Genomic DNA, 22,452 nt, shown 5'->3' with positions numbered 1-22,452 from the left:
TCGGTCTTTCAGCCTTGCAGATATGAAAAACCCCGCCAGCGCTTGCACTGGCGGGGTTCTTTGTGACGTGCGCTCGAGGGGGAGGGTGCGCACGTCCATGACGTTCGGAGTGGCTTGAAAAAGCCTTGTATAAAAAGAAAAGAGCTGGCCCCGCATCCGCGGTGACCAGCTCAGTTTAGCATACCTAATCGGGGAGGAGACGGTATGCGCTAAAAGGGGAAAGCAGATGAAGCACCCGCTGTCGGGGGGCTATATGCCTCCTTCGCACATGCCGCACAACAGCCCCTTCGCCATAGCCGCTATGCGTTTTTGCGGACCTGCAACAATTGCGTCAGGTCATTGCCGCATTGCTGTCGCAATTGGCTCGAAATGTCTCGAAATGGGACGAAAATCCTACTCTCGCCAGAGTTTGACCTCTTCCATGATGAAATCACGGAAGGCTTTCACCCGGCGCGAGGCGCGTAATTCTTCCGGGAAAATCAGATAAACCTCAAAGGGCGGGCCCTCGATGGTCTCAAACAGGCGTTTGAGTCGGTCATTCTCGCGCGCCACATAGTCGGGCAGGCCCACCAGACCCAATCCGGCTTCAGCCAGGCGCATCATGCCATGAATGGTGCTGGCTTCTGCCAAGGCTTCGCGCGGTTTTTCGCCAGGTTCACGACCCAGATCCAGGTGCCAGTTGAGATTGGGGATCGGGGCGAGATTGCGCGGTCCGTAGCCGACGAAGTCATGCCGGTCGAGATCGTCAAAGTCAGCTGGCGCACCCTTGCGCTCGAGATAGGCCTCAGAGGCGTACAGATGCTGGTCCACCACCATCAGCTTGCGCTGGATCAGGTCGTTCTGGGTCGCCGCCCAAGGGCGCAGCGCCACATCTGCTTCCAGATTGGAGATGTCGAGTTCGTGGTCCACCAGCAGCAGGCGCACGCGGATCTGCGGAAACAATGCATTGAAGCGCGCCAGGCGCGGCGCGAGCCAGGTGGCCCCCATGGCGGTCGGCGCGGTAACGCGCAGCAGGCCGCTCGGTTCATCCCGGCAATCGAGCACATTGGCTTCGGCGAGCGCGATCTTGCCGGCCACATCCTTGCTGGCTTCAAACAGAACCCGGCCCGGCTCGGTCAGTAACAGGCCGCGGGTGTGGCGGTGAAACAGCTTCACCCCCAGCTCGCCTTCCAGTGCGGAAATTTGGCGGCTGACCGCCGATTGCGACAGGGCGAGCGATTCGGCGGCGCCCGTCAGTGACCCGACCTCCGCAGCCGCGTGGAAGGTTTTAAGCTTGTCCCAGTCCATGTCGGGCCTTCTAAAGTCTGATCGTCATGCCGTCGGCGAGCGAATTGCGATAGGCGCGCCAGGCGGGGAAGAAGCCCAGCACAGCGGCTGCGCCGGTAACAGCACCTATTATAGCCAGATCGTAAAGGCCCGGGGTCAGCCCCGGCAACACAAGACCGAACCGCGCCTCAAGCAGCGGAGCGAGGGCGTTCAGCGCGCCATACGTGGCGAGCGTGCCCAGAACCGCGCCGGCCAGCGCGATCAGAGCCGCTTCAGCGACCAGCAGCAGGAAGACATGATGCGGCCGGGCGCCGAGGGCGCGCAGGATCGCCATCTCGCGGCGCCGTTCGTTCAAACTCGTCAGGATGGCGGTGAGGATGGAGACGAGGCCTGTGAGGACCACAAAGGCCGCCACGGCGGCCAGCGTGCGCTCGGCCACGCCGACAATGCTCCACAGCTGGGCCAGGGCGACGCCCGGAATGACGGCCTGTAGCGGCTCTTCGGGATAGGTGTTGATTGCGCGCTGCAGGCGCAGGGCGGCCACGGGGCTGTCGAGACCCACATAGAAGGCGGTCAGCTGATCCGGGGTCAGGTCGCGGGCGCGCAGCTCTTCTTCAGGCAGGGTCGATCCTGCTCCCGTCGCGCCGCCCAGATGGATCGCCTCGATGGCTTCCAGCGTCACCATTACGGACTGGTCGAGCGGGGTGCCGGTGGGGGCGAGCACGCCCACCACCGTGAAGGGATTGCTGTCATGCTCGATGAAGCCCACCTCGCCCATGCCGTGGGCGACCACGATCTCGTCGCCGGTCTGATAGCCCAGATCGCGCGCAACGGCGGCGCCAATGACGGCGTCAAACAGGTCGTCAAACGGTTCGCCGCTGGCAAACTCCAGGGTCCGCCCGCCGCCATACTCATAGTGCTCAAACAGGCCCGGTGTAGAGCCGATCACCCGGTGACCGCGATGGGAATCCCCGAGGCTGATCGGCACGGTCCAGGCGACGCCCGGCGCGCCCGCTACCGCCTCATAGCTCTCCCAGGTGATGTTGTTGGTCGCATCGCCAATGTGAAACACTGAATAGAGCAAAAGGTTCACGGGGCTGGAGCGCGCCCCGACGATCAGGTCAACGCCGGAGATCGTGTTCTCAAAGCTTTCGCGAGCGCCATGGCGTACTTTCTCGACGCCCAGAAACAGCATCACCGAAATGGCGACGGTCAGGACCGTCAGGATGGCGGTGGCGCGTCGATTGCCGATGGATCGCAGGGCGAGATTGAGAATGGGAAGGCGCGCCATCAGACCGTCTCCTTCACGCTGGCGGTGTTGATGGTCTGCAGATCCAGCGCACGATCAAACTGGTCGGCCAGACCGCCATCATGGCTGACAAACAGGAGCGCGGCGCCGGAGGCCGTGCATTCTTCCTTCAACAGCGTGATGAAGGCGTCCCGGCTGTCCGCATCAAGCGCCGAAGTGGGTTCGTCAGCCAGAATCAGACCCGGCTTGCCGATCAGGGCGCGTGCGGCGGCGACCCGTTGCTGCTGGCCGACACTGAGATTGGACGCGCGTTGGGACCAGACATCCCTGGCGTCGAGGCCCAGGCGTTCCAGAAGCCGCCGGGCTTCATCCTGCTCACCGCCCGCCGCTTGCGCCTGCCGGGCGCGTTCGGCCGAGAACCGGCAGGGCAACATGACGTTTTCGCCGACAGGCAGATAAGGCAGCAGGTTGAACATCTGGAAGATCACGCCCAGATGCGCCGCCCGGAACGCGTCGCGCTTTGACGCGGACAGGGTCTGCATGGGCTGACCCAGGATTTCGAGATCACCCGAGCGCGGCTCCAGAATGCCCGAGATCAGGCCCAGAAGCGTTGACTTGCCCGATCCGCTGGGCCCGCGCAGGAAGATTCGCTCACCCGCTTCAACGCGCAGGGTGTCGATCGCGATGACGTCAGGCTGACGTCGCGTATAGGCGAAATGCAGATCAGAAAGGGCGAGGGCGGGGGGCGCAGTCGTGATGCTCATACGCTATTGTGTAACGTCGACGCTGCGCCCCGCCAAGTGAAGAACCCGATAGAATGTTTCGGTCCCGCCGAGTGGAGTAAACCGCTATCGGGTTGTACCGTCAGGCTCTGACTAGCTGTCAGGATCCTGCGGCGCTTCGCTGGTGCTCGGGGTCTGGATATCGGTCACCGTCACGCGCCCGTACCGGCCTTCGCGGATGAAGCGCAGCTGACGCAGCTGGATCTGACGGATCAGCTCACGGCTTTGCGGCGGCAGCGGATCGCAAGCGCCATTGAACCGGAAATTGCCATCTGAATCCGTGGTGCGGACATTGAAGGACGCCCCGGCTGCGCCACAGTTCCGGCCATTGGTCAGATCGGCGATTTCAGAGGCGTAGGTGATGGTCTGCACCTCATTGGTCGCCCGGCGCACAATCGCTTCCACATCGCTTTGAGCGAGCGTGAGCAGGTGAGCGTGCAGGTCTGCAGGCCAGGACGCGAAAGCGTTCTGGTGATGGGTGTACAGCGCTGAGACGCGCAGGGCGCCGACATGGTCTTCCACGCCGCGCAGCGAGTTCACATATTCCCGCCCGATGCGGTCCAGCTGGTGCCAGACGCGATTGCCGGAGAAGGCCTGGCTGGTGATCGACGGTCCGCCGATGGCGCCCAGATGGAAGCCGTAAATGACCCGCGGATCGTCCCAGGTCTCCACAACGAAAGCCTGGATGTCATTGAGGCTGACTTCGGTGTTGTTGAGGGTGGCGACAGGGCGGTCAAACAGGGTCGAACCCCGGCTCCAGGGCGGGTTTACCCGCGGTTCGGGGTAAGCCTTGATCACTTCGTCGATCAGGATGACGTTGTGAAGGTTCAGCCAGAAGGCCAGCTGTTCATTGCCATTGAGGCGCGAGATCGGCAGGGAATCGGCCAGGGCGATGAGCTCTTCGCGGTATTCGCTGATCGCTTGCGCCCGGTCATCCTCGATCAGGTGATAGATGACCCGGTTGCCCTCATTGCGATACGGGCTGTTGGAGCCTGCGCGCAGACGCGTACCCGTGCGAATGGGCGCCTGACCGCTGGCGGGCCGGCGGTCAGACATGCCGACATCAAAGACGATGTCAGAGAGCAGGCTCGACCAGACGCCATAATCGATCGTCATCTCGGAATCGGCGTTATAGTCCGCGTATGCCGAGAAGCTGTCCGGATACTGGTGCGCGTCGCTGGCAGGCTGCGCAGCAAGCGCTGCAGCAAGCGCCGCCGCGGTAAAAGATAGCATCATGATTCAGGCCCCCAAACAGCCATGGCTTTTGCGCCATATATTTGTCCTGGAGCCTGTCAGATCAAGTTACCGCTGTTTAAGGTTGCCCTAGGCGGCGTCAGACGCCTTGTCCCGGGCAGCCTCAAGCGCGGCCAGATACCGTTCCGCTTCCAGCGCCGCCATGCAGCCCATGCCGGCCGCCGTGATGGCCTGACGATACTTGTCGTCGGTCACATCGCCCGCCGCGAAAACGCCGGGAATGGAGGTGGAGGTGGAATCCGGCGCCGTCACCAGATAGCCGCCTTCCTTGGTCTCCAGCTGGCCGGTGAATAGTTCGGTCGCCGGGGCGTGGCCAATGGCGATGAACACGCCGTCCGCAGCCCGCTCTGTGACTTCGCCGGTCTTGATGTTCTTGAGTTTCACGCCGGTGACGGCCTTGACCGGCTTGTCCTCGCCGGTGACCTCTTCAAGCACGCTGTCCCACACCACTTCCACCTTGGGGTGGTTGAACAGGCGGTCTTGCATGATCTTTTCAGCGCGCAGGGAATCGCGGCGGTGCACCAGCGTCACCTTGGAGGCGAAATTGGTCAGGAACAGCGCTTCCTCGACGGCGGTATTGCCGCCGCCGACCACCACGACTTCGCGATTGCGATAGAAGAAGCCGTCACAGGTGGCGCAAGCGGAGACGCCATAGCCCTGGAATTCCTGCTCGGTTTCAAGGCCCAGCCATTTGGCGCTGGCGCCCGTGGCGATAACCACGGCGTCGGCGGTGTAGATGTTGCCGCTATCGCCCTTGAGGGTGAAGGGGCGCGCGCTGAGGTCCGCCTCGACAATCAGGTCATCGGCGAAAGCCGTACCCATGTTTTCGGCCTGCGCCTTCATTTGCTCCATCAGCCACGGCCCCTGAATGGGGTCGGCGAAGCCGGGATAGTTCTCGACATCAGTGGTGATGGTCAGCTGACCGCCCGGCTGCATGCCCGAGATCAGGAGCGGTTCCAGCATGGCGCGCGCGGCATAGATCGCGGCGGTGTAACCGGCGGCGCCGGATCCGATGATGACAAGCTTGGCGTGGCGGGTGTCGGCCATGGCCGGCTCCTTCGTCTGTGATGGCCGCGCAGAATGCCCTGAGTCGGACGGCGCGCAGGCGGGCGTTTGAGTTGCCCCTGATGTCGCCTTCCTAGGCGAGGATTTCAAGCACGGCTTGCGCCGCCCTGTCGGTTTCGTGAAGCGGCTCGTAGTCCCAGCTCTCAAGACGCCCCAGATAGGGGCGCACGGCGCCGGCGCCCTCAAGTCCCGCATAAAGATGACGGAATTTGCCCGGATCGCCTTCGACGCCCAGCCGGTAGACCGGCGCGCCGGTGGCGGCGGCCTCACACAGCATGTTGGTGGAATCCTCGGTGACGCAGATCCAGTCCGCCGCCGACAGGAAAGCGAAATAGGGGTTGGGGCCGTCGCCTTCATGGAACCAGACCCGCTCGGCCTGGCCATAGCGCTCGCGTAGCGCTGCGGTCAGCGCGTCAGGCGTGCGGCGGGAGACGGTGATCATCAGCGAGCCCGCCTGGCGGCGGATGGAGTCCACCTCCTGTAGCAGGTGCGCGCAGGCGGCGTCGGTGAAGCGATGGTGCTTGCTGTCACCGCCGATCAGAACCGCTGCTTGCGGTCCGGGCAGGGCTTCGAGCCGTTCGGCAAAGGCGCTGGCGCCCTCATTCAGGCGCTGCGGCGTGATGCGGTTGGGCGAGCCCAGAATGTTGAGCACTTTGGGACCGCTCATCCGGTCATGGCGCGGGGCGATGATCAGATCAAAGAGGTCTGTATGGCTGCGCGGCTTTTGCACATAGACAAAGCGGGTGCGTCGCCAATGCTTGCGGTGTAACGCCGCCGCGCGCACCGCCGCCCGGCCGCAGCCGATCCACAGATCGGGTTCGATCATGCCGGCATCGGGAAGCTCGCCCGTGCGCGGCATATGGATGGGCAGGGTCTGCAGCGGGGTCAGTCGCCCCACAGCCTCGGCGAGGCCAAGCGCCTGATTTTCAATGCCCCGACGCCCGTCGGTCACCACGATGCAAGAGCGAGTTTCCATGCCTGTCATCGTGATCGGAATGCCTTCAGCGTCAAGCGCGAAGGGCGGTTCGAACGATTGTGTGTTGACGTTTGTCGGAATCGTGCGACACTTGTAACGCAATCAAGGGAGGTATCACATGGCGACCGAACCCAATCCCAGTGAACTGGAAGTGCTCAAGACGCTCTGGTCCTCAAACCGGCTCAGTGCGCGTGAAATCCATGACCGGATCGGCGAAGCCCAGGGCTGGTCCTATTCTACGACCCGTACGGTCATTCAGCGCATGGTCGACAAGGGGCTCCTTACCAAGGACAGCGTTCATGGCCTTGCCGTGTTCGCCGCTGTGGATCGCAAGGTCGACCTGATCTCGCGCCTGGTGCGCAGCTTTACGGCCCGGGTGCTGGAAACCGATCCGAGCGCTCTGCCAGCATCAGCATTTGCAGGCAGCCGCCTGCTGGATGACGCCGAACGCGCCGAGCTCGACGCCCTGCTGAAAGCCGGGGCCGGCGGTGCGTCTGACAAAGATAAAGCTGAGGAGGCCGGACAATGACCCTTATCGATCTGATCTGGACGAGTGCGGCGTGTATTCCCGCCGCCTTGTCCGCCTGGCTCGCAGCCCGTGCGCTGGAGCCGCATTTGTCCCCGCGTCTGGGCGTGCGCCTGTGGCAGGCCGCCCGGTTCGCCGCCTTTGCTCCGGTCCTTCTGGTGCTGGGAGCAGGCTTTCTGCCTCATCTCGAGGTCGCCGAGCCAGCTACGACGGTCACGATCGGGTCTGGTGCGGCAGGAACCGTGCCCGTTCCCGTCGCCGCGCCTCTGCTCCAGCCGGTTCTCGAGTTTGCGGAGCTGAGCAAGGCTTCCATTCCGGCCGGGCTCTTGTCGTTGATCGCAGCGCTTTATCTGGCGGGGCTCGTTGTCATGGCCGCCCGGGGCCTGTTCCAGCGCAGCCAGATCCGCACTCTGATGCGGGCCTCGGTTACCGAAAATGGACGCTTGTCAGAACTCGCCCAGCGTTGGCGCACACGCCTCGGCTTGCCGCAGGCCTGTGCCCCGGTTCGGGTGGTGGATGCGGTGATCTCGCCCTTCGTGGTGGGCTTCAGGCCGGTGATCCTGGCGCCGGATACGCTGGGAATGCGCGATGACGCCGAAGCCGCGATTGCCCACGAGTTGATGCATATCAAGCGCGGCGATGAACGCGACCGGCTCATCGGTGAAGCGCTGACCGCCCTGATGTGGTTCAACCCGGTCTATCGCGCCATAGAGCGTCGCCTGGCCGCCGCGCGGGAGCTGGCGTGTGATGCGGATGTGCTGGACGCCATGGGCCCCGAGCATCGCTATCACTATGCCGAGGCGATTGCAGGTCTCGCGCCCATGCCGGCTGTTGCGACGGGCTTTCTGACCGACCTTGACCGCCTGCGTCGTCGCCGCGTTCAGGCAGCCCTCACCCATACCGGCCAGAAGCCGCGCGCTTATCTGGCTCTGATTGCGGGCGCTGCGATCGTGCTGGCGGGCGCTCCGTCTGCGGCGCTGGCGATGGTGCTGAGCGGGCAGGACACCGTGCAGATCACGCAAGGTCGTGTCCTGACAGAGGCGGTCGGTGAGCAAGTGCTGGCGGCGCAGGACGCGGCCCGGGCCGGCGATCATCAGCGGGTGCTGGCGATCCTGGACGGCATTTCACCGACCTCACCCTATGAGCAATTTGTCATCGCGCAGCTCAGGGCGCGGGCATTGTTCGAGCTTGATGACATGTCCGGCTCTATCGAGGCGTTCGAGGCGGCGCTCGCCAGCGGCGGGGCCAATGAGGAAGAGCGCTACAGCGTCGAAACGGCGATTTTCCAGCTCAACCTTGTTCTGGAAAACTATGACGCTATGCGTCGTTCGTTGGATCGTTTGCTTCAGTATGATTTCCCGATGTCAGGCCATTTGAGCAAGACAGTCGCGCAAGCCTATCTGCAGATGGAAGATTACGAGGCTGCACTGCCATACGCCGAATACACGAGGCGGGTTCAGGATGGCGAAGAGCAGGCCACGCTACTGCTTCTGGAATATCTCTATCAGGAGACCGGTCGCGAAGACGACGCCCGCGCCATGCGTGAAATCCGCGAGGCCTTGTTTCCCGAGAACTGATCGTTCCCAAGTCTCGGATAAACTTACGGCCGGCGCATCGCGCCGGCCGTCTTGTCGTTCAGAGCCTTGAGCCCGAGCCTATTTCCACTCGACCTTGAGGATTTCGTAGCTTTTGACGCCGCCGGGTGCGTTCACCTCGACCACATCGCCTTCTTCCTTGTTGATCATCGCGCGAGCGATGGGGGAAGAGAGCGAGATCTTGCCCGATTTCACATCGGCCTCGTCATCGCCGACGATCTTGTAGGTGCTTTCCTGATCGGTGTCCTCGTCGACCACGGTGACCGTGGCGCCGAACTTCACCTGACTGCCCGACATCTTGGAGACGTCGATCACCTGGGCGCGTGCAATCTTGTCCTCAAGCTCCTGCACGCGGCCTTCGATCCAGCCCTGCCGCTCTTTCGCAGCATGATACTCGGCGTTCTCGGACAGGTCGCCATGTTCGCGCGCTTCTGAAATCGCGGCGATCACGGCGGGCCGTTCCACGCTCTTGAGGTGCCTGAGTTCTTCGTCGAGCGCTTTATGGCCCTCGGCGGTCATCGGAATTTTTTGCATGAATGTCCGGTCTCGTGAACAGTGCTCTGACGTACTGACAACTACTCTCAGCCGCCAGATGGCCCATTACGATAAGATTGCAACGAGCGCGGTTCAAGCTGGCCTGCATCAATCGCCGCAATTGACTTCACTGCGGCGCGCGATGCGGAGGCCGTCGTATAGCACGGAACCTTCATTTCCAGAGCCGTACGGCGGATGGAATAGCTGTCGATCATCGAGCGCTGGCCCTCGGTGGTGTTGAACACCAGCTGGACTTCGCCGTTCTTGATCGCATCCACGATATGCGGGCGACCTTCGAAGACCTTGTTGATGCGCTGAACCGCAACGCCAGACTCTTCAAGCGTCTTGGCTGTGCCGGTGGTGGCGAGGATCTTGAAGCCCAGAGACGTCAGGCGGTGACAGGATTCAATCATCATCGCCTTGTCGGATTCCTTGAGCGAAATGAACACCGTGCCTGATTTCGGCAGGTTCACGCCCGCGCCCAGTTCGGCCTTGGCGAAAGCCGCTTCAAAGCGCTCGTCAATGCCCATCACCTCGCCGGTGGAGCGCATTTCCGGGCCGAGAATCGGGTCAACGCCCGGGAAACGCGAGAAGGGCATCACCGCTTCCTTCACCGCGATATGGCGGGTCGGCATGGACGGGGTGTCAAACTCGGTCAGCTTGGCGCCGGCCATCACCTTGGCGGCGATCTTGGCGACCGGGGCGCCGATGGTCTTGGCCACGAAGGGCACGGTCCGGCTGGCGCGCGGATTGACCTCGATCAGATACACCACGCCGTCCTTGACCGCGTATTGCACATTCATCAGGCCCTTGACGTTGATCGCCTTGGCGAGCGCCTTGGTCTGGCGGCGCAGCTCGCTGACGGTCTGATCGGACAAAGAGTGCGGCGGCAGGGAGCAGGCGCTGTCGCCCGAGTGCACGCCGGCTTCCTCGATGTGCTCCATGATGCCGGAGATCCAGACATTCTCGCCATCACAGACCGCGTCCACATCCACTTCGGACGCGTCAGACAGATAGCGGTCCAGCAGCAGCGGCGCCTTGCCAGACACGTGGACGGCTTCGCGGATATAGCGGCTGAAGCTCTCGATATCGCGCACGATCTCCATGCCGCGACCGCCCAGAACGTGAGAGGGACGCAGCACCAGCGGGAAGCCGAGCTCTTCGGCCATCTCTCGCGCTTCCGCCTCGTTATGGGCGATGGCGTTCGGGGGCTGTTTCAGCTTCAGATCATCCAGCAGCGCCTTGAAGCGCTCGCGGTCTTCGGCAAGGTCGATGGCGTCCGGCGCGGTGCCGAGGATCGGCACGCCCGCCGCCTCCAGCTCCGGCGCCAGCTTCAGCGGGGTCTGGCCGCCATACTGCACCACCACGCCCAGAAGCTCGCCCGACTGCATCTCGGTCTCGATCAGCTCAAGCACGTCTTCGGCCGTCAGCGGTTCGAAATAGAGCCGGTCCGCGGTGTCATAGTCGGTAGAGACGGTTTCGGGGTTGCAGTTCACCATGATGGATTCAATGCCCATCTCGGCGAAGGCGTAGGCCGCGTGACAGCAGCAATAGTCAAACTCGATGCCCTGGCCGATCCGGTTCGGGCCGCCGCCCAGTATGATCGCCTTCTTGCGCCCGGTGGGCTGGCTCTCGCACTCCCCGCCACGCTCATAGGAGGAGTACATGTAGGGGGTGGGGGCGGAGAATTCGGCCGCGCAGGTATCCACGCGTTTGTAGACCGGACGCACGCCGTATTGCTTGCGCAGGGCCTTCACGCCGGCTTCTTCGATCTTGGCGAGCGTGGCGAGGCGTTTGTCGGAGAAGCCCATGGATTTGAGCTTCAGCAGTTCGTCGCCATTTTCGGGCAGACCCAGCATGCGCACCTGGTCCTCGGCGTGCACGATGACTTCGATCTGACGCAGGAACCAGGGCTCGTATGAACAGGCGGCGTGGATCTGCTCGACGCTCAGCCCTTCCCGCAGCGCCTGGGCGATCACCAGCAAGCGATCCGGCGTGGGACGGGACAGGGCGGCCAGCACGGCCTGATGACGGGCGGATTCGTCTTCGGCCTGGTCAAGGCCGTCAATCGCGATCTCGTCAAAGCCGGACAGGCCGGTTTCAAGGCTGCGCAGGGCTTTCTGCACGCTTTCAGAGAAGCTGCGGCCCATGGCCATGGCTTCACCGACAGATTTCATCGAGGTGGTCAGGGTCGCCTGGGCGCCCGGATATTTCTCGAAGGCAAACCGCGGGATCTTGGTGACCACATAGTCGATGGTCGGCTCAAAGCTCGCCGGGGTCGCGCCGCCGGTGATGTCATTGTCGATCTCATCAAGCGTGTAGCCCACGGCCAGCTTGGCGGCGACCTTGGCGATCGGGAAGCCGGTGGCCTTGGACGCCAGCGCCGAGGAACGCGACACGCGCGGGTTCATCTCGATGACGACCATGCGGCCGTCAGCCGGGTTCACGGCGAACTGCACGTTCGAACCGCCGGTCTCCACGCCGATCTCGCGCAGCACGGCGATCGAGGCCGAGCGCATGCGCTGGTATTCCTTGTCGGTCAGGGTCAGGGCGGGGGCGACGGTGATGGAGTCGCCCGTGTGCACGCCCATCGGGTCAATGTTTTCGATCGAGCAGATGATGATGCAGTTGTCCGCTTTGTCGCGAACCACTTCCATCTCGTACTCTTTCCAGCCCAGAACGCTTTCCTCGATCAGCACTTCGGTGACCGGCGAGTTGTAAAGGCCAGAGGTGACGATCTCGCGGAACTCTTCAACGTTATAGGCGATGCCGCCGCCCGTGCCGCCCATGGTGAAGGAGGGGCGGATCACAGCCGGCAGGCCCAGCTCCTCGAGCACCACTTCGGCTTCGGCCATGGTGTGCACGGTGCGCGATTTGGGGCTTTCAAGGCCGATGGAATCCATGGCGTTACGGAAGCGTTCGCGGTTCTCCGCCTTGTCGATAACGTCCGCTTTCGCGCCGATCATCTCCACATTGAACAGGTCCAGCACGCCGCGCTTGTCGAGCTCGAGCGCACAATTGAGCGCGGTCTGGCCGCCCATGGTGGGCAGAAGCGCGTCGGGGCGTTCCTTCTCGATCACCTTGGCGACCATTTCAGGCGTGATCGGCTCGACATAGGTGGCGTCGGCGAGATCGGGGTCCGTCATGATCGTGGCGGGGTTCGAGTTCACCAGGATGACCCGGTAGCCTTCTTCTTTCAGCGCCTTCACTGCCTGAACGCCGGAATAGTCAAACTCGCAGGCCTGACCGATCACGATAGGTCCAGCACCGATGATCAGGATGGACTGGATGTCTGTGCGTTTGGGCATGGCCGGCCTCTTCGAGTTTTGCACGCGCGCGCGAAAACGCAGCCTCGGACGTGCCCTTTGCGGGCGGAGGCGGCGTGCGGCGCTGATGATGTACGCTGAAACCCGTGCTTAGACCGGAATCGACCGCTTGGCGAGACCTGAATGCGGTCTTGCTCACACATAGGGTGAACAGACGCACAAATGAGGGTTGGCGGGGAAAAGGGGTTTGAAAATTCCCCGTTTTGGGGAATGTTAACGGACATTCTTGAGGGGGAATCATGAAAACACTTATCGTCAGCCTCGCAGCAGGGCTGTTTTCCGTGTGCGTTGGCGCTTCCGCTCTGGCGCAGGATGTGACGCACTTCGCGCAACTTCCTGAGATGTCCAATCCCAACCTGTCCCCTGAAGGGCGCTGGATGTCCGCCGAGTGCACCGTTCGCACCCAGGCCTCGATCTGCATCTTTGATCTTGAAGCCAACGCTATGGCTCACGCGATACCTGTGCCTGAAGGGTCCTGGCTCAGCGGGGTGTATTTCGCCTCCGAGGACTATCTGGTCATCAATGTGTCGATCTATGAGACACTGACGACAGCCAGCGGCCTGCGTGATCTGAAAATGTCGCGCGCCATCTCTGTGAACATGCATTCGGGCGAGGCGACCTTGCTGATGCGCGATGGTCGTGGCGGTCTGAACCCGACCGGGCTGGCGTCACGCAATCTGTCCGACCCTGAAACAATCCTGATCGAGACGACCTTCCTGTTTGAAGGTCAGGAACAGACCGGCAGCCGCCTGAGCCGCGGCGAAGGGTTTCACAGTGGCTTGTTCCGGGTGAATCTGGAGACGGGCCGGGCGCGCCGGGTTGATCAGTCTGATGTGTTTGAGCGGGTTATCGATGCTCAGGGCGAAACGGTCGCGAATGTCTATTTCGACTCCGTCACGCACGAGTTTGAAATTCGAGAGGCCGGCCGCAACGGCGCTGTGATCTATCAGGGCGAACACGTCAGTGATGCGCCCAGCATTCTGGGCTTCATGGATGAGTCCGGCTTCCTGATCTACTTCCCCGCAGAGAGCCGCGGCTATTATCGACTGGACCGCAATACCGGTGAGCTGAGCGATATTGAGGGCTTGACGATGAATGTGGTTCGCGCGCCGATCTTTGACTGGAGCCGCACTCTGATCGGTTTCCGGGGCGAGCGGGACGGTCGCGAAGTGCAGGTTCTGCTGGATGAGGGCTTTCACAACGATATCTCATCCTTGTCCCGGGCTCTGGGCGAAGACGTCCTTCTGGAAGACTTCAGCATGGACAGGGACCGGCTGTTGCTGAGAACGCAGGCGGCTGGCGTGCCCGATAGCTATTATCTGTACGTCCGGTCTGAAGGCAGTGTCTCTCCAATAGGCGACAGCTATCCGAGCCTGGTCGGGGTGACATTGCCCGAACGGCGCTATGTTGATTATCAGGCGTCTGACGGGCTGGAAATTGAAGGCGTGCTGACCACGCCGGTTGGCTGGACCGAGGAAGACGGCCCTCTGCCGCTGATCGTCATGCCGCATGGCGGCCCGGCCGCGCGCGATTATGTGGCCTTTGACTGGTGGGCGCAGGCCTATGCCGCTCAGGGCTATATGGTGCTGCAGCCCAATTTCCGCGGATCGACGGGCTATGGGCTGGAGTTCAAGCAAGCCGGTTATGGCGAGTTCGGCGATCTGATGATTCAGGATAGCCTGGATGGCGCGCAGTCCCTGATTGATGCCGGCTGGGCGCGTGATGGCGGCTTCTGTGTCGCAGGCGGCTCATATGGCGGATACGCCGCTCTGCGCGCGGCGGTCATGGCGCCCGATCAGGTGGCGTGCGTGGTCGCCTTCGCACCGGTTACCCACCCTTCAAGCGAACTTGGGCAGGCGCGCCAGTATGGCGACTTCCTGGCCTATGACTTCTGGGGACAATATATGGGTGATCTGCTGTTCAGCCGGGAGGATGCCGAGCGCGTGTCCATTCTGAACAATGCGCGCTCTCTGACCATGCCGGTCCTGTTGATGCACGGCACAGAAGATAGCGTGGTGCCCATAGAGGCGTCAGACTCGCTCAACCGGGCCATGCGCGGGCAGGATAATCTCGATTATGTGCAGCTGGAGGAGGAAACCCATTTCCTGGTCCTCGCCAGTTCTCGCCATACGCTTCTGACCCGATCTCTGGCTCTGTTCGAGCAGACGCTGCGTTGATCCCCAGCCGGTGCAAGGCGCTGAGAAGCGCCTTGCACCCCGGTCGCCACCGGCGCTATGGAGATAAAGTCAGACTTTATCGCGAGACGGCGAGGCGACCATGTCCGAGGCTTCCAGTTCTGTTCAGTCACCGGCTGTAAAAGGTTCGGGGCTCGCAACCTTCCTTGCCTGGGTGTGTCTGGGCGGGGCGGCGATCGCTCCGCTGTTTCAGACCGTGAGCTGGCTCCTCTTTCCGGACTTCATCAAGAGCGTGATCATCAGCGCCAGTGGTTCTCAGGACCTGTCCTGGCTGGAATTGCCCATTCGTCTGGGCGGCATGGCGATCTGCATGCCTGTGGCGCTGGTCACCAGCTATGGCCTTCTGAATTTGCGCAGCTTTTTCCGGCACACCTCCGATGGCCACACCTTTTCACGTCGTGCGCTCTCGGGCTTCAAGGTGTTCGCCTGGTCCGTCACGGCGCTGGCGATCCTGGCGCCGGTGCAGGGGGCGGCGCTGAGCGCCTTCCTGTCCTGGTGTGCGCCGGGCGAGGGCGGTCAGTTGCAGCTGGAACTGGGGTCGGATGATCTGACCACATTGTTCGTGGCGCTTGTGTTTGTCAGTGTGGCGCATCTTCTTGAACGCGCCTGCGCTCAGCAGGACGAGCTGGACACCTTTATATGAGCGCACGCATCGAGGTGCGCCTGGACGTGATGCTGACCAGAAGACGCATGACGTCCAAGGCGTTGGCCGAACGGATCGGGGTCTCCGAGGTCGCGCTCTCCCAGATCAAGACCGGCAAGATCAAGGGTATGCGCTTCTCCACGCTGCTGGCCCTGTGTGAGGTGCTCGACTGCGAGCCCGGGGATTTGCTGGTTCTGGTGCGGGACGCGGACTAGCGCGACAGCGCCGCGCGTTCGCGCTCAAGATTGGCGCGGGCCTGCGCCTCGAAACGCTGTCGATAGGGCTCGGTGTGAAAGAGCGCGGAGCGGTCGAGCTGGGCGTTCACAAAAGTCAGCCGTCCCTTGCGGAACGCGCCTCCGGGCGCCCAGACATACTCTTGCCGGACCTGTCTGACATAGCGGTCATACGGTTCAGCGGGGGCGCCCAGAATGGCGCAATCCATATCCAGAAACAATGCATCGTCGTCATCCTGGCCGCCGCTGGCATGATCAGCGGTCGCAAGGATCAGCGTCTGCACCCGCCGGGCAAGGTGAGCATCAGCCCCCATGTCGACGAGCGCGCTCTGCGCCCAGTCCGCGCTACGAACCTCATTGTCCTTGCGCCAGCTCTTGTAGATCGCGTCGTGAAACCAGGCGGCATAGGTCAGACGCGGCAGATCACGGATCAGTTCGGCATGCGCCTCGATTTCCTGAAACAGAAACGTCAGGTGGCCCAGGCCGTGATAGCGCCTCAGCCATCCGGCATGATTGGCGATCACGGTTTTGCCGGTCTTGAGCTGACGGTCCTCCAGTCCGAAGCGCACCAGATCCGCGCGCCAGAGAGTCAGGGCGTAGTCCCGGTTCACGGTCTAGCTATACGCAAAGAAGCGGGCGAGGCGGGCCGAGGCGGCTTGCGGATTGCGTGCGCCTTCAAGCTGAGCCAGCAAGGCTGGAGACAAGGCGCTTTCATCCAGCGCGTAGGCCGAGCTGGTTCGGGCGCCGATCACATTGGCGGACCCTGATTGCTGGGCGGTGACGCCGCGCTGGGCGTCATTCTCGTCCGCCTGCTCGGCGGTTTCCCCGGTCGCGCCACCGGCAGCGGCGTCGGTGTCGGTCAGATTGGCGCTGCCGCCCTTCACGCTGGTTGCGCCATTGGCGGGCGCATCCTCGGTGTTGGCGTCACCATTGGGATTGGTTTGCGCGTAATTCTGCTGGTCCAGAAGCGCGGCGAAAAGCTGCGCGGACAGGCTTTCATTGAGCTTGCCGGCGCGCTCTTTCAACGAGGGTGCTGGCGTTGCCGCGGCTTCTTCGGTCTTGCGGGCGTCTTCTGCGGACTTGGTGGGATTGGGCAGGGACATCTCGCCCAGGGCGGCGCCCTTGGCATGTTTACTGTCCCATGGCGTCCATGACGGGCCGGTGATTGCGCTGGCGCTCATCAGTGTCTCCCGATATGCGGGCTGCCGCTTGGTGGCAGGCCTTGCCTATCAAAATGTGCTGAGCGGCAGATTCTTCCGCCTGTGCCGCCCTCTCCGTGAGGGGGCTGAACGCTTTTGCGTCCGCGTGTCCTGTCTTATCAGACGGGTCGTTATCGAGCCCCTGCGCCTCTCACCAGTGTGCAAGCGCCAGGGGATCAAGTGTGTGAAATGCAACCGTCGTGCCGGTCTGCGTCTAGCGCAGCGACAGGTCGCGCCAGAGCTGGGGCTGGATCTCTGCTGACGTGCGTGTGCGGTCCGACACCAGCCAGTAGGCGCGTTCATGCAGGAGCGGGATGTTTGGCATGGCGTCCAGGAACACCGCTTCGGCGCGTCTGAAATGCTCGGCGCGGGTCTGGGCCTCCATCACGGCATAGGCGTCCGCCATGATGGCGTCGTACTGCTCGCGTTCCGGGCCGGTCCAGTTGGTGTTATCGGCGAAGCCGTTGCGGCTGAAGGGCTGGAGCATGAAGTCAGGATCGGTCTTCAGGCCGCGATCAAACCGGGCGAGGGCGATATCAAACTCGCCCGCATCCACGGCCTGATACAGATCAAGCGGATAACTCGCCAAGAGCTCGCCCTGGACCCCGATGCGGGCCCAGTCATCCAGAATGGCGATGGCCAGCCGGTCCCGATCGCCCGCGCTGGCGCGCAGGGTCAGACGCAGGGGCGTTTCTGCGGAAAAACCGGCTTCGGACAAAAGCGCGCGGGCAGCCTCGACATCATGCTGCGGTTCAATCCGCGCTTCGCCCCGACGCGGGATCACCCGGTCTGAGGTTTGCGCCTCACCATTAAAGAAATGCGTGTTCAGAAAATCCCGGTCGAGCGCGAGGCTGAGTGCGCGGCGCACACGGGCGTCACTGAGAGGGGGCTGGGCGCAGTTGATCTTGAGATAGGTCAGGATCGGCGCGGGGTAGGCGTGCAGCTGATCGCCCACGGTGTCGCGCAGAAAGCCGATCTGGTCGGTGGGCGGACGCTCGGCGAGATCATAATCGCCGGCCCGGAAGCGGCGCGCACGCGTGGCCGGGGTGTCGACCACATCCACCGCAATCTCTTCAATGCTGACGCTGCCGGCTGCGGGGAAGTTGGGGTTCTTGCGAAGCTGCAGCGACATGGCTTCATGGGCGGCGAGCACATAGGGTCCGGCGGAGACCCAGTGTTCGGGCCGGGTCCAGTCCTCGGGATGGGCTTCGACCGCATGCCGGGGCAGGGGATAGAATTCCCGCATCAGGACGGGGAAATTGCCCACCGGACGGTCCAGCTCGAACACCACAGTGCGCGCATCGGGCGCTGACACGGCGATGCTCTCGGGATCACGTTCGCCCGCGAGCGCTTCCCGCGCGCCAATGACGGCGAAGAAGTCGCCCAGATCGGCAAAGCCTGTCGTGGGGTCCACGGCGCGTTGCGCGGTCCAGACCACGTCATCGGCGGTCAGAGGCGCGCCATCAGACCAGACGAGGTCCGGGCGCAGGGTGAACCTCCAGGTGCGCGCGTCTTCGCTTCGCCAGGTCAGGGCGAGGCCGGGCGCCAGCCCGCCCGAGGGGGCGTACTCGGTCAGCGGGGCGTGAAGCTGTTTGTATAAAAGAGCCGCGGACGCGAACTGGCCGCGTAACGGGTCCAGGCTGTCAGGTTCGGTCTCGATGGCGACGCGCAGAAAGCCCTCAGGCGCACCTGAGCGATCCGAACAGCCGGCTGCTGCGAACGCTGCTGCGCCCGCGATGCCGGACGCCAGCGTCTGGCGTCGGGTCAGACCAGCCATGCTCCCCTCCCGTATTGAACGACGGGAAGGGTAGCATTGCGTCTGTCTGCGCCGCTAGCGGCTTAGGCGCTTTTCAGAGCGCTCACAAAGCCTTCAAAGACCTTGAAGCTGTCTTGCGGGCCGGGGCTGGCTTCGGGGTGGTGCTGAACCGCCCAGACCGGCTTGTCGGTCAGCTTGAACCCGCAATTGGTGCCGTCAAACAGCGACACATGGGTTTCAACGGCGCCTTCGGGCAGGGAGTCGCGATCCACGGCGAAGCCATGGTTCATGGACACGATCTCCACCTGACCGGTCTCGATATTTTTCACCGGATGGTTCGCGCCATGGTGGCCCTGAACCATTTTTTCGGTCTTGCCGCCAAGCGCCAGCGCCAGCATCTGATGGCCCAGGCAAATGCCCAGCACCGGCACGCCGGCGTCGATCACGCCGCGAATGGTGTCGAGCGCATACTGGCCGGTCGCCGCCGGATCGCCCGGACCGTTTGAGACCAGCACGCCCGCCGGGTTGAGCTTGAGGACATCGTCCTTGCTGGCCTTGCCCGGCACGACCTGTACGCGGGCGCCTGCAGACACGAGGCGGCGCAGGATGTTCGCTTTCACGCCGTAATCGAGTACCACGACCAGCGGACCGTCTTCAGGGCCCTTGGCGAAGCCTTCGGACCAGGCCCAGTCGCCGTCTTTCCAGTCATTGGCGGCGTCGCAGGCGACAGCGCCCGCAAGCTCTGCGCCTTCCATGGACGGGGCGTCCTTGGCTTGGGCCTTGAGCGCTTCGATGTCGAGCTTGCCGTCACGGGCATGGGCGATGGTGGCCATCGGCATGCCGGTTTCGCGAATGCGGCGGGTGATGGCGCGGGTGTCGATGCCGGTGATCGCAATCACGCCGCGCGCGGCCAGCCATTCGTCAAAGCTGGTCTCGGCCCGCCAGCTGGCGGGCGGGGTGATGTCTTCGCGACTCACCATGCCGACGGCGGCCTTGCGCGCGATCAGGCTTGACGCCTCTTCGTCTTCAGCGTTCGCGCCCACATTGCCCACATGGGGGAAGGTGAAGCACACGATCTGCCCCGCATAGGAGGGATCGGCCAGGATTTCCTGGTGTCCGGTCATCGCGGTATTGAAGCAGAGCTCGGCGACGGCGGAGCCGGTTGCGCCAGCGCCTTTGCCGTAAAACACTGTTCCGTCAGAGAGAACCAGCGCGGCGGTGGCCCATTCAGGTTGTGCCCCCGACGAAGTTGATTGCATCGGCTCTTGATTCTTGATCGCTTCCGGCATAGGTGCTCGCCTCCTGACACGCGCGGGCCGCGAGCTGTGCTCCAGCGGCGGGCGGATAAACGCGCGGAAAGTAGGCGAGCAGCTGGTCGGGGTCAAGCAAAAGCCCGATCTGCATATGCTAGTAAAAACAATGGCTTGGCGCTTATCTGCAGCGCCGCCGCAAATAGGTGCTCTCATGTCGCTTCGCGACCGCATCCTCGAAGACCTTAAAGACGCCATGCGCGCCAAGGATGACACGCGCGTGTCCACGCTGCGCCTCATTCAGGCCGCCATCAAGGATCGTGACATTGCTGCGCGCGCGGAAGACCGCTGCGAAGGCTGCTGTGTGACCGAGATCCAGGCGATCTTGCAAAAGTTGCTCAAGCAGCGTGAAGAAAGCGCGGACACGTATGAAAAGGCGGGCCGTCTGGACCTGGCTGAACGTGAGCGCGCGGAAGCGGAGATCGTCCGCTCCTACCTGCCCGAGCCGATGAAGCCGGCCGAGATCGCTGAAGCTGCCAAATCGGTGGTGAGCGAGCTTGATGCTGGCGGCCTCAAGGATATGGGCCGCTGCATGGCGGCGCTGAAAGAGCGCTATACCGGCCGCATGGATTTCGCCAAGGCGGGCCAGGAAGTCAAAACTCTGCTGCAGGGTCAGGCCTAGGCTCCTAGCGCCCTGGCCTGCCTGAGCGTAAGCTGTCGGGCTGGAGGATGTTCAGCACGTGGCGATTCCTGACGGGTTCAAAGACGAGATCAAGGCGCGCATCCGCCCATCCGAGCTGATCGGGCGAACGGTGGCGCTCAAGCGTCAGGGCCGCGAATTCGTGGGCCTGTCCCCGTTCAAGAAAGAGCGTACGCCCTCGTTTTTCGTCAATGACGAGAAGGGCTTCTACCATTGCTTCGCCAGCCAGGAGCATGGCGACATCTTCTCCTGGCTTCAAAAGACCCAAGGTCTGAGCTTCATGGAAGCGATCGAGGCTCTGGCCCAGGAGGCCGGCCTTGAAGTTCCGCGCATGGAGCAGCGCGACCCCCAACAGGAAGAGCACCGTAAGACGCTGCTGGACTGGATCGGGTTGGCTCAGGACTATTTTGCGCGCGCCCTGTTTGCGCCTGAAGGCGAAGAGGCGCGAATCTATCTTGAGCGCCGCGGGCTCAGCCGCTCGGATATGGAACGGTTCGGACTGGGCTTTGCGCCGGACAATCGCCGCGGCCTGACCCGGTCTCTGATCCAGAAGGGCGCGACGGCGCAGGAGCTCTCTGACGCGGGCCTGTCGATCCTGCCTGAGGACGGCGGCGAGCCTTATGACCGGTTCCGTGGCCGGGTGATGTTCCCGATCAAGGATGCACGCGATCGTCTGGTGGCGTTTGGCGGCCGGGCGATGAGCAAGGACGTGCGGGCGAAATATCTCAACTCGCCCGAGACCGAGCTCTTTCACAAAGGCTCGCTGCTCTATCGCTATCCAGAAGCGCGCGCCTTCGCCCATGATCCCAAGGTCAAGGCCAAGGGGCTGATCGTGGCGGAAGGCTATATGGATGTGATCGCCTTCGCCCGCGCCGGACTGGGCCAGGCGGTTGCGCCACTGGGCACGGCGTTGACCGAGAACCAGCTGCGGCTTTTGTGGCGCGCCGGGCCTGAGCCAGTTGTCTGCCTCGATGGTGATACGGCGGGCACGCGCGCGGCGGCGCTGGCGGCGGAGCGGGCGCTCGAGCTGCTGGAACCGGGCCGGACGCTGCGTTTTGTGTTCCTGCCCGATGGGCAGGACCCGGATGATCTGCTGCGCGAACAGGGCGCGCAGGCGCTAAAAGACGCCATCGCTGACGCCCGCCCCTTGATTGATGTGCTGTGGCGGCGCGAGGTGGACATCGAGCCGCTGGATGATCCGGATCGCCGCGCGGGGTTTCGGAAGCGCATCAAGGCGCTTGTGGCCAAGATCAAGGACCCGGATATCAAGGCGGAATATCGCGCCGAATTTGATGTGCGCATCGAGACGCTGTTCGGACGGGCGCCACAGCAGGGGCTGCGCGCCGAAGGTCAGCGCGGCGGCTATGGCGGTCGTAGAGGCGGGCGCGGCTTCAACGCGCTTCAACCGCCTACGGCGGAACTCGTCGCGCAACGAAAACAGAAACCGCCGCCTGCAAGCGCTCGACAACTGCTGCTGGCGGTGATCGAATACCCTGAAATCGCTGAGGCTGAGGCTGAGACATTGCTGCAAATGTCTTTCGGAACGCTTGACAGCCTTAGGGACGCGATTCTAGACGCGTGTTTCTCTGGGGAGCCTCTACCTGTCGGCGGACTGCGCGATGCGTTGTCACGACGGGGGTTCGCCCCCCAACTGACACGTTTGGCTGTGGACAAAGCGCCCATGCGCGCCAGTCTTGGGGGTAGTGAGGCGGATGCTGACAGCCGGCTAGAGGCTTGGCGCAGGCTTTCGGCTTCTTATATGGAAAGAGTTGCGCAAGACGCTCAGGACCGACCACGACACGCCGATTTTTTTGAAGAGGGCGATTCCGACGCTCTCAAGAATTACCTCGTCGCCGAACGACGAGGCCGCCAGCGCTAGCGCGCCTCCACGCCGCCTCTATGT

At 63.0% G+C, this 22,452-nt stretch carries 19 protein-coding genes; 7 read left to right on the top strand and 12 right to left on the bottom strand.

Annotated elements, in window-relative coordinates:
- Positions 1-393 precede the first annotated feature (393 nt).
- From ACFELO_RS10765 to ACFELO_RS10740, 6 genes are all read right to left on the bottom strand, one after another.
- Entirely contained in the window at positions 394-1,287 is an 894-nt protein-coding gene (locus ACFELO_RS10765; protein WP_440957768.1) for a LysR family transcriptional regulator, read from the bottom strand.
- Positions 1,288-1,297: 10 nt separating this feature from the next.
- Entirely contained in the window at positions 1,298-2,557 is a 1,260-nt protein-coding gene (locus ACFELO_RS10760; protein ID WP_440957767.1) for an ABC transporter permease, read from the bottom strand.
- Positions 2,557-3,279 (bottom strand): ABC transporter ATP-binding protein, encoded by a 723-nt coding sequence (locus ACFELO_RS10755; RefSeq protein ID WP_440957766.1) that lies wholly within the window; start codon positions 3,277-3,279, stop codon positions 2,557-2,559. The genes ACFELO_RS10760 and ACFELO_RS10755 overlap by 1 nt, the downstream gene beginning before the upstream one ends.
- Before the next feature lie 111 nt (positions 3,280-3,390).
- Positions 3,391-4,533: a DUF547 domain-containing protein gene (locus ACFELO_RS10750; protein ID WP_440957765.1), complete on the bottom strand. Its 1,143-nt coding sequence runs from the start codon at positions 4,531-4,533 to the stop codon at positions 3,391-3,393.
- An 87-nt stretch (positions 4,534-4,620) separates the two neighbouring features.
- A complete protein-coding gene (gene trxB / locus ACFELO_RS10745) occupies positions 4,621-5,598 on the bottom strand; it encodes a thioredoxin-disulfide reductase (RefSeq protein WP_440957764.1) in 978 nt (325 codons plus the stop codon).
- A 91-nt stretch (positions 5,599-5,689) separates the two neighbouring features.
- The gene (locus ACFELO_RS10740) at positions 5,690-6,592 is read right to left on the bottom strand and encodes a mitochondrial fission ELM1 family protein (protein WP_440957763.1); all 903 of its coding nucleotides are present in this window, start codon (positions 6,590-6,592) and stop codon (positions 5,690-5,692) included.
- A gap of 118 nt (positions 6,593-6,710) precedes the next feature.
- Here ACFELO_RS10740 and ACFELO_RS10735 point away from each other — a divergent pair, with 118 nt between their 5' ends.
- Both ACFELO_RS10735 and ACFELO_RS10730 read left to right on the top strand, forming a co-directional pair.
- Positions 6,711-7,121, top strand: coding sequence for a BlaI/MecI/CopY family transcriptional regulator (locus tag ACFELO_RS10735; RefSeq protein ID WP_440957762.1), 411 nt, complete (start codon positions 6,711-6,713; stop codon positions 7,119-7,121).
- Positions 7,118-8,695, top strand: coding sequence for a M56 family metallopeptidase (locus ACFELO_RS10730; protein WP_440957761.1), 1,578 nt, complete (start codon positions 7,118-7,120; stop codon positions 8,693-8,695). The genes ACFELO_RS10735 and ACFELO_RS10730 overlap by 4 nt, the downstream gene beginning before the upstream one ends.
- A 78-nt stretch (positions 8,696-8,773) precedes the next feature.
- Here the strand turns inward: ACFELO_RS10730 and greA are convergent, their stop codons facing one another.
- The gene (gene greA, locus ACFELO_RS10725; RefSeq protein WP_440957760.1) at positions 8,774-9,247 is read right to left on the bottom strand and encodes a transcription elongation factor GreA; all 474 of its coding nucleotides are present in this window, start codon (positions 9,245-9,247) and stop codon (positions 8,774-8,776) included.
- A 47-nt stretch (positions 9,248-9,294) separates the two neighbouring features.
- Positions 9,295-12,555: a carbamoyl-phosphate synthase large subunit gene (gene carB, locus ACFELO_RS10720; RefSeq protein ID WP_440957759.1), complete on the bottom strand. Its 3,261-nt coding sequence runs from the start codon at positions 12,553-12,555 to the stop codon at positions 9,295-9,297.
- Positions 12,556-12,812: 257 nt separating this feature from the next.
- Here carB and ACFELO_RS10715 point away from each other — a divergent pair, with 257 nt between their 5' ends.
- The 3 genes from ACFELO_RS10715 to ACFELO_RS10705 all read left to right on the top strand — a co-directional run bounded on the left by ACFELO_RS10715 (position 12,813) and on the right by ACFELO_RS10705 (position 15,626).
- Positions 12,813-14,750 (top strand): alpha/beta hydrolase family protein, encoded by a 1,938-nt coding sequence (locus ACFELO_RS10715; protein WP_440957758.1) that lies wholly within the window; start codon positions 12,813-12,815, stop codon positions 14,748-14,750.
- Between the two features lie 100 nt (positions 14,751-14,850).
- A complete protein-coding gene (locus ACFELO_RS10710; protein ID WP_440957757.1) occupies positions 14,851-15,411 on the top strand; it encodes a DUF2975 domain-containing protein in 561 nt (186 codons plus the stop codon).
- Positions 15,408-15,626 carry a helix-turn-helix domain-containing protein gene (locus ACFELO_RS10705; protein WP_440957756.1) on the top strand — a complete coding sequence of 73 codons (219 nt, stop codon included), beginning with the start codon at positions 15,408-15,410 and terminating at the stop codon, positions 15,624-15,626. Before ACFELO_RS10710 ends, ACFELO_RS10705 begins: the two co-directional genes overlap by 4 nt.
- Here the strand turns inward: ACFELO_RS10705 and ACFELO_RS10700 are convergent.
- From ACFELO_RS10700 to carA, 4 genes are all read right to left on the bottom strand, one after another.
- Positions 15,623-16,255 carry an HD domain-containing protein gene (locus ACFELO_RS10700; protein WP_440957755.1) on the bottom strand — a complete coding sequence of 211 codons (633 nt, stop codon included), beginning with the start codon at positions 16,253-16,255 and terminating at the stop codon, positions 15,623-15,625. The genes ACFELO_RS10705 and ACFELO_RS10700 overlap by 4 nt on opposite strands.
- A 3-nt stretch (positions 16,256-16,258) precedes the next feature.
- Positions 16,259-16,825, bottom strand: coding sequence for a hypothetical protein (locus tag ACFELO_RS10695; protein WP_440957754.1), 567 nt, complete (start codon positions 16,823-16,825; stop codon positions 16,259-16,261).
- 232 nt (positions 16,826-17,057) lie between these two features.
- Positions 17,058-18,620 carry a peptide ABC transporter substrate-binding protein gene (locus ACFELO_RS10690; RefSeq protein WP_440957753.1) on the bottom strand — a complete coding sequence of 521 codons (1,563 nt, stop codon included), beginning with the start codon at positions 18,618-18,620 and terminating at the stop codon, positions 17,058-17,060.
- 62 nt (positions 18,621-18,682) lie between these two features.
- A complete protein-coding gene (carA, locus tag ACFELO_RS10685) occupies positions 18,683-19,858 on the bottom strand; it encodes a glutamine-hydrolyzing carbamoyl-phosphate synthase small subunit (RefSeq protein WP_440957752.1) in 1,176 nt (391 codons plus the stop codon).
- Between the two features lie 205 nt (positions 19,859-20,063).
- On the opposite strand from carA, the gene ACFELO_RS10680 reads away from it, so the two are divergent.
- Both ACFELO_RS10680 and dnaG read left to right on the top strand, forming a co-directional pair.
- A complete protein-coding gene (locus ACFELO_RS10680) occupies positions 20,064-20,531 on the top strand; it encodes a GatB/YqeY domain-containing protein (RefSeq protein WP_440957751.1) in 468 nt (155 codons plus the stop codon).
- 58 nt (positions 20,532-20,589) lie between these two features.
- Positions 20,590-22,428: a DNA primase gene (gene dnaG / locus ACFELO_RS10675; protein ID WP_440957750.1), complete on the top strand. Its 1,839-nt coding sequence runs from the start codon at positions 20,590-20,592 to the stop codon at positions 22,426-22,428.
- Positions 22,429-22,452: the final 24 nt, after the last annotated feature.

This window comes from Oceanicaulis sp. LC35, from assembly GCF_052055585.1.
Taxonomy (GTDB): domain Bacteria; phylum Pseudomonadota; class Alphaproteobacteria; order Caulobacterales; family Maricaulaceae; genus Oceanicaulis.
Note: the sequence above shows the minus strand (reverse complement) of the source record. Positions and strands in the feature narration are given on the sequence as shown.

Bases quoted from the DNA above. Each gene is read 5' to 3' on its own strand.
- ACFELO_RS10765 (WP_440957768.1), bottom strand. From the start codon at position 1,287: ATGGACTGGGACAAGCTTAAAACCTTCCACGCGGCTGCGGAGGTCGGG.
- ACFELO_RS10760 (WP_440957767.1), bottom strand. From the start codon at position 2,557: ATGGCGCGCCTTCCCATTCTCAATCTCGCCCTGCGATCCATCGGCAAT.
- ACFELO_RS10755 (WP_440957766.1), bottom strand. From the start codon at position 3,279: ATGAGCATCACGACTGCGCCCCCCGCCCTCGCCCTTTCTGATCTGCAT.
- ACFELO_RS10750 (WP_440957765.1), bottom strand. From the start codon at position 4,533: ATGATGCTATCTTTTACCGCGGCGGCGCTTGCTGCAGCGCTTGCTGCG.
- trxB (WP_440957764.1), bottom strand. From the start codon at position 5,598: ATGGCCGACACCCGCCACGCCAAGCTTGTCATCATCGGATCCGGCGCC.
- ACFELO_RS10740 (WP_440957763.1), bottom strand. From the start codon at position 6,592: ATGGAAACTCGCTCTTGCATCGTGGTGACCGACGGGCGTCGGGGCATT.
- ACFELO_RS10735 (WP_440957762.1), top strand. From the start codon at position 6,711: ATGGCGACCGAACCCAATCCCAGTGAACTGGAAGTGCTCAAGACGCTC.
- ACFELO_RS10730 (WP_440957761.1), top strand. From the start codon at position 7,118: ATGACCCTTATCGATCTGATCTGGACGAGTGCGGCGTGTATTCCCGCC.
- greA (WP_440957760.1), bottom strand. From the start codon at position 9,247: ATGCAAAAAATTCCGATGACCGCCGAGGGCCATAAAGCGCTCGACGAA.
- carB (WP_440957759.1), bottom strand. From the start codon at position 12,555: ATGCCCAAACGCACAGACATCCAGTCCATCCTGATCATCGGTGCTGGA.
- ACFELO_RS10715 (WP_440957758.1), top strand. From the start codon at position 12,813: ATGAAAACACTTATCGTCAGCCTCGCAGCAGGGCTGTTTTCCGTGTGC.
- ACFELO_RS10710 (WP_440957757.1), top strand. From the start codon at position 14,851: ATGTCCGAGGCTTCCAGTTCTGTTCAGTCACCGGCTGTAAAAGGTTCG.
- ACFELO_RS10705 (WP_440957756.1), top strand. From the start codon at position 15,408: ATGAGCGCACGCATCGAGGTGCGCCTGGACGTGATGCTGACCAGAAGA.
- ACFELO_RS10695 (WP_440957754.1), bottom strand. From the start codon at position 16,825: ATGAGCGCCAGCGCAATCACCGGCCCGTCATGGACGCCATGGGACAGT.
- ACFELO_RS10690 (WP_440957753.1), bottom strand. From the start codon at position 18,620: ATGGCTGGTCTGACCCGACGCCAGACGCTGGCGTCCGGCATCGCGGGC.
- carA (WP_440957752.1), bottom strand. From the start codon at position 19,858: ATGCAATCAACTTCGTCGGGGGCACAACCTGAATGGGCCACCGCCGCG.
- ACFELO_RS10680 (WP_440957751.1), top strand. From the start codon at position 20,064: ATGTCGCTTCGCGACCGCATCCTCGAAGACCTTAAAGACGCCATGCGC.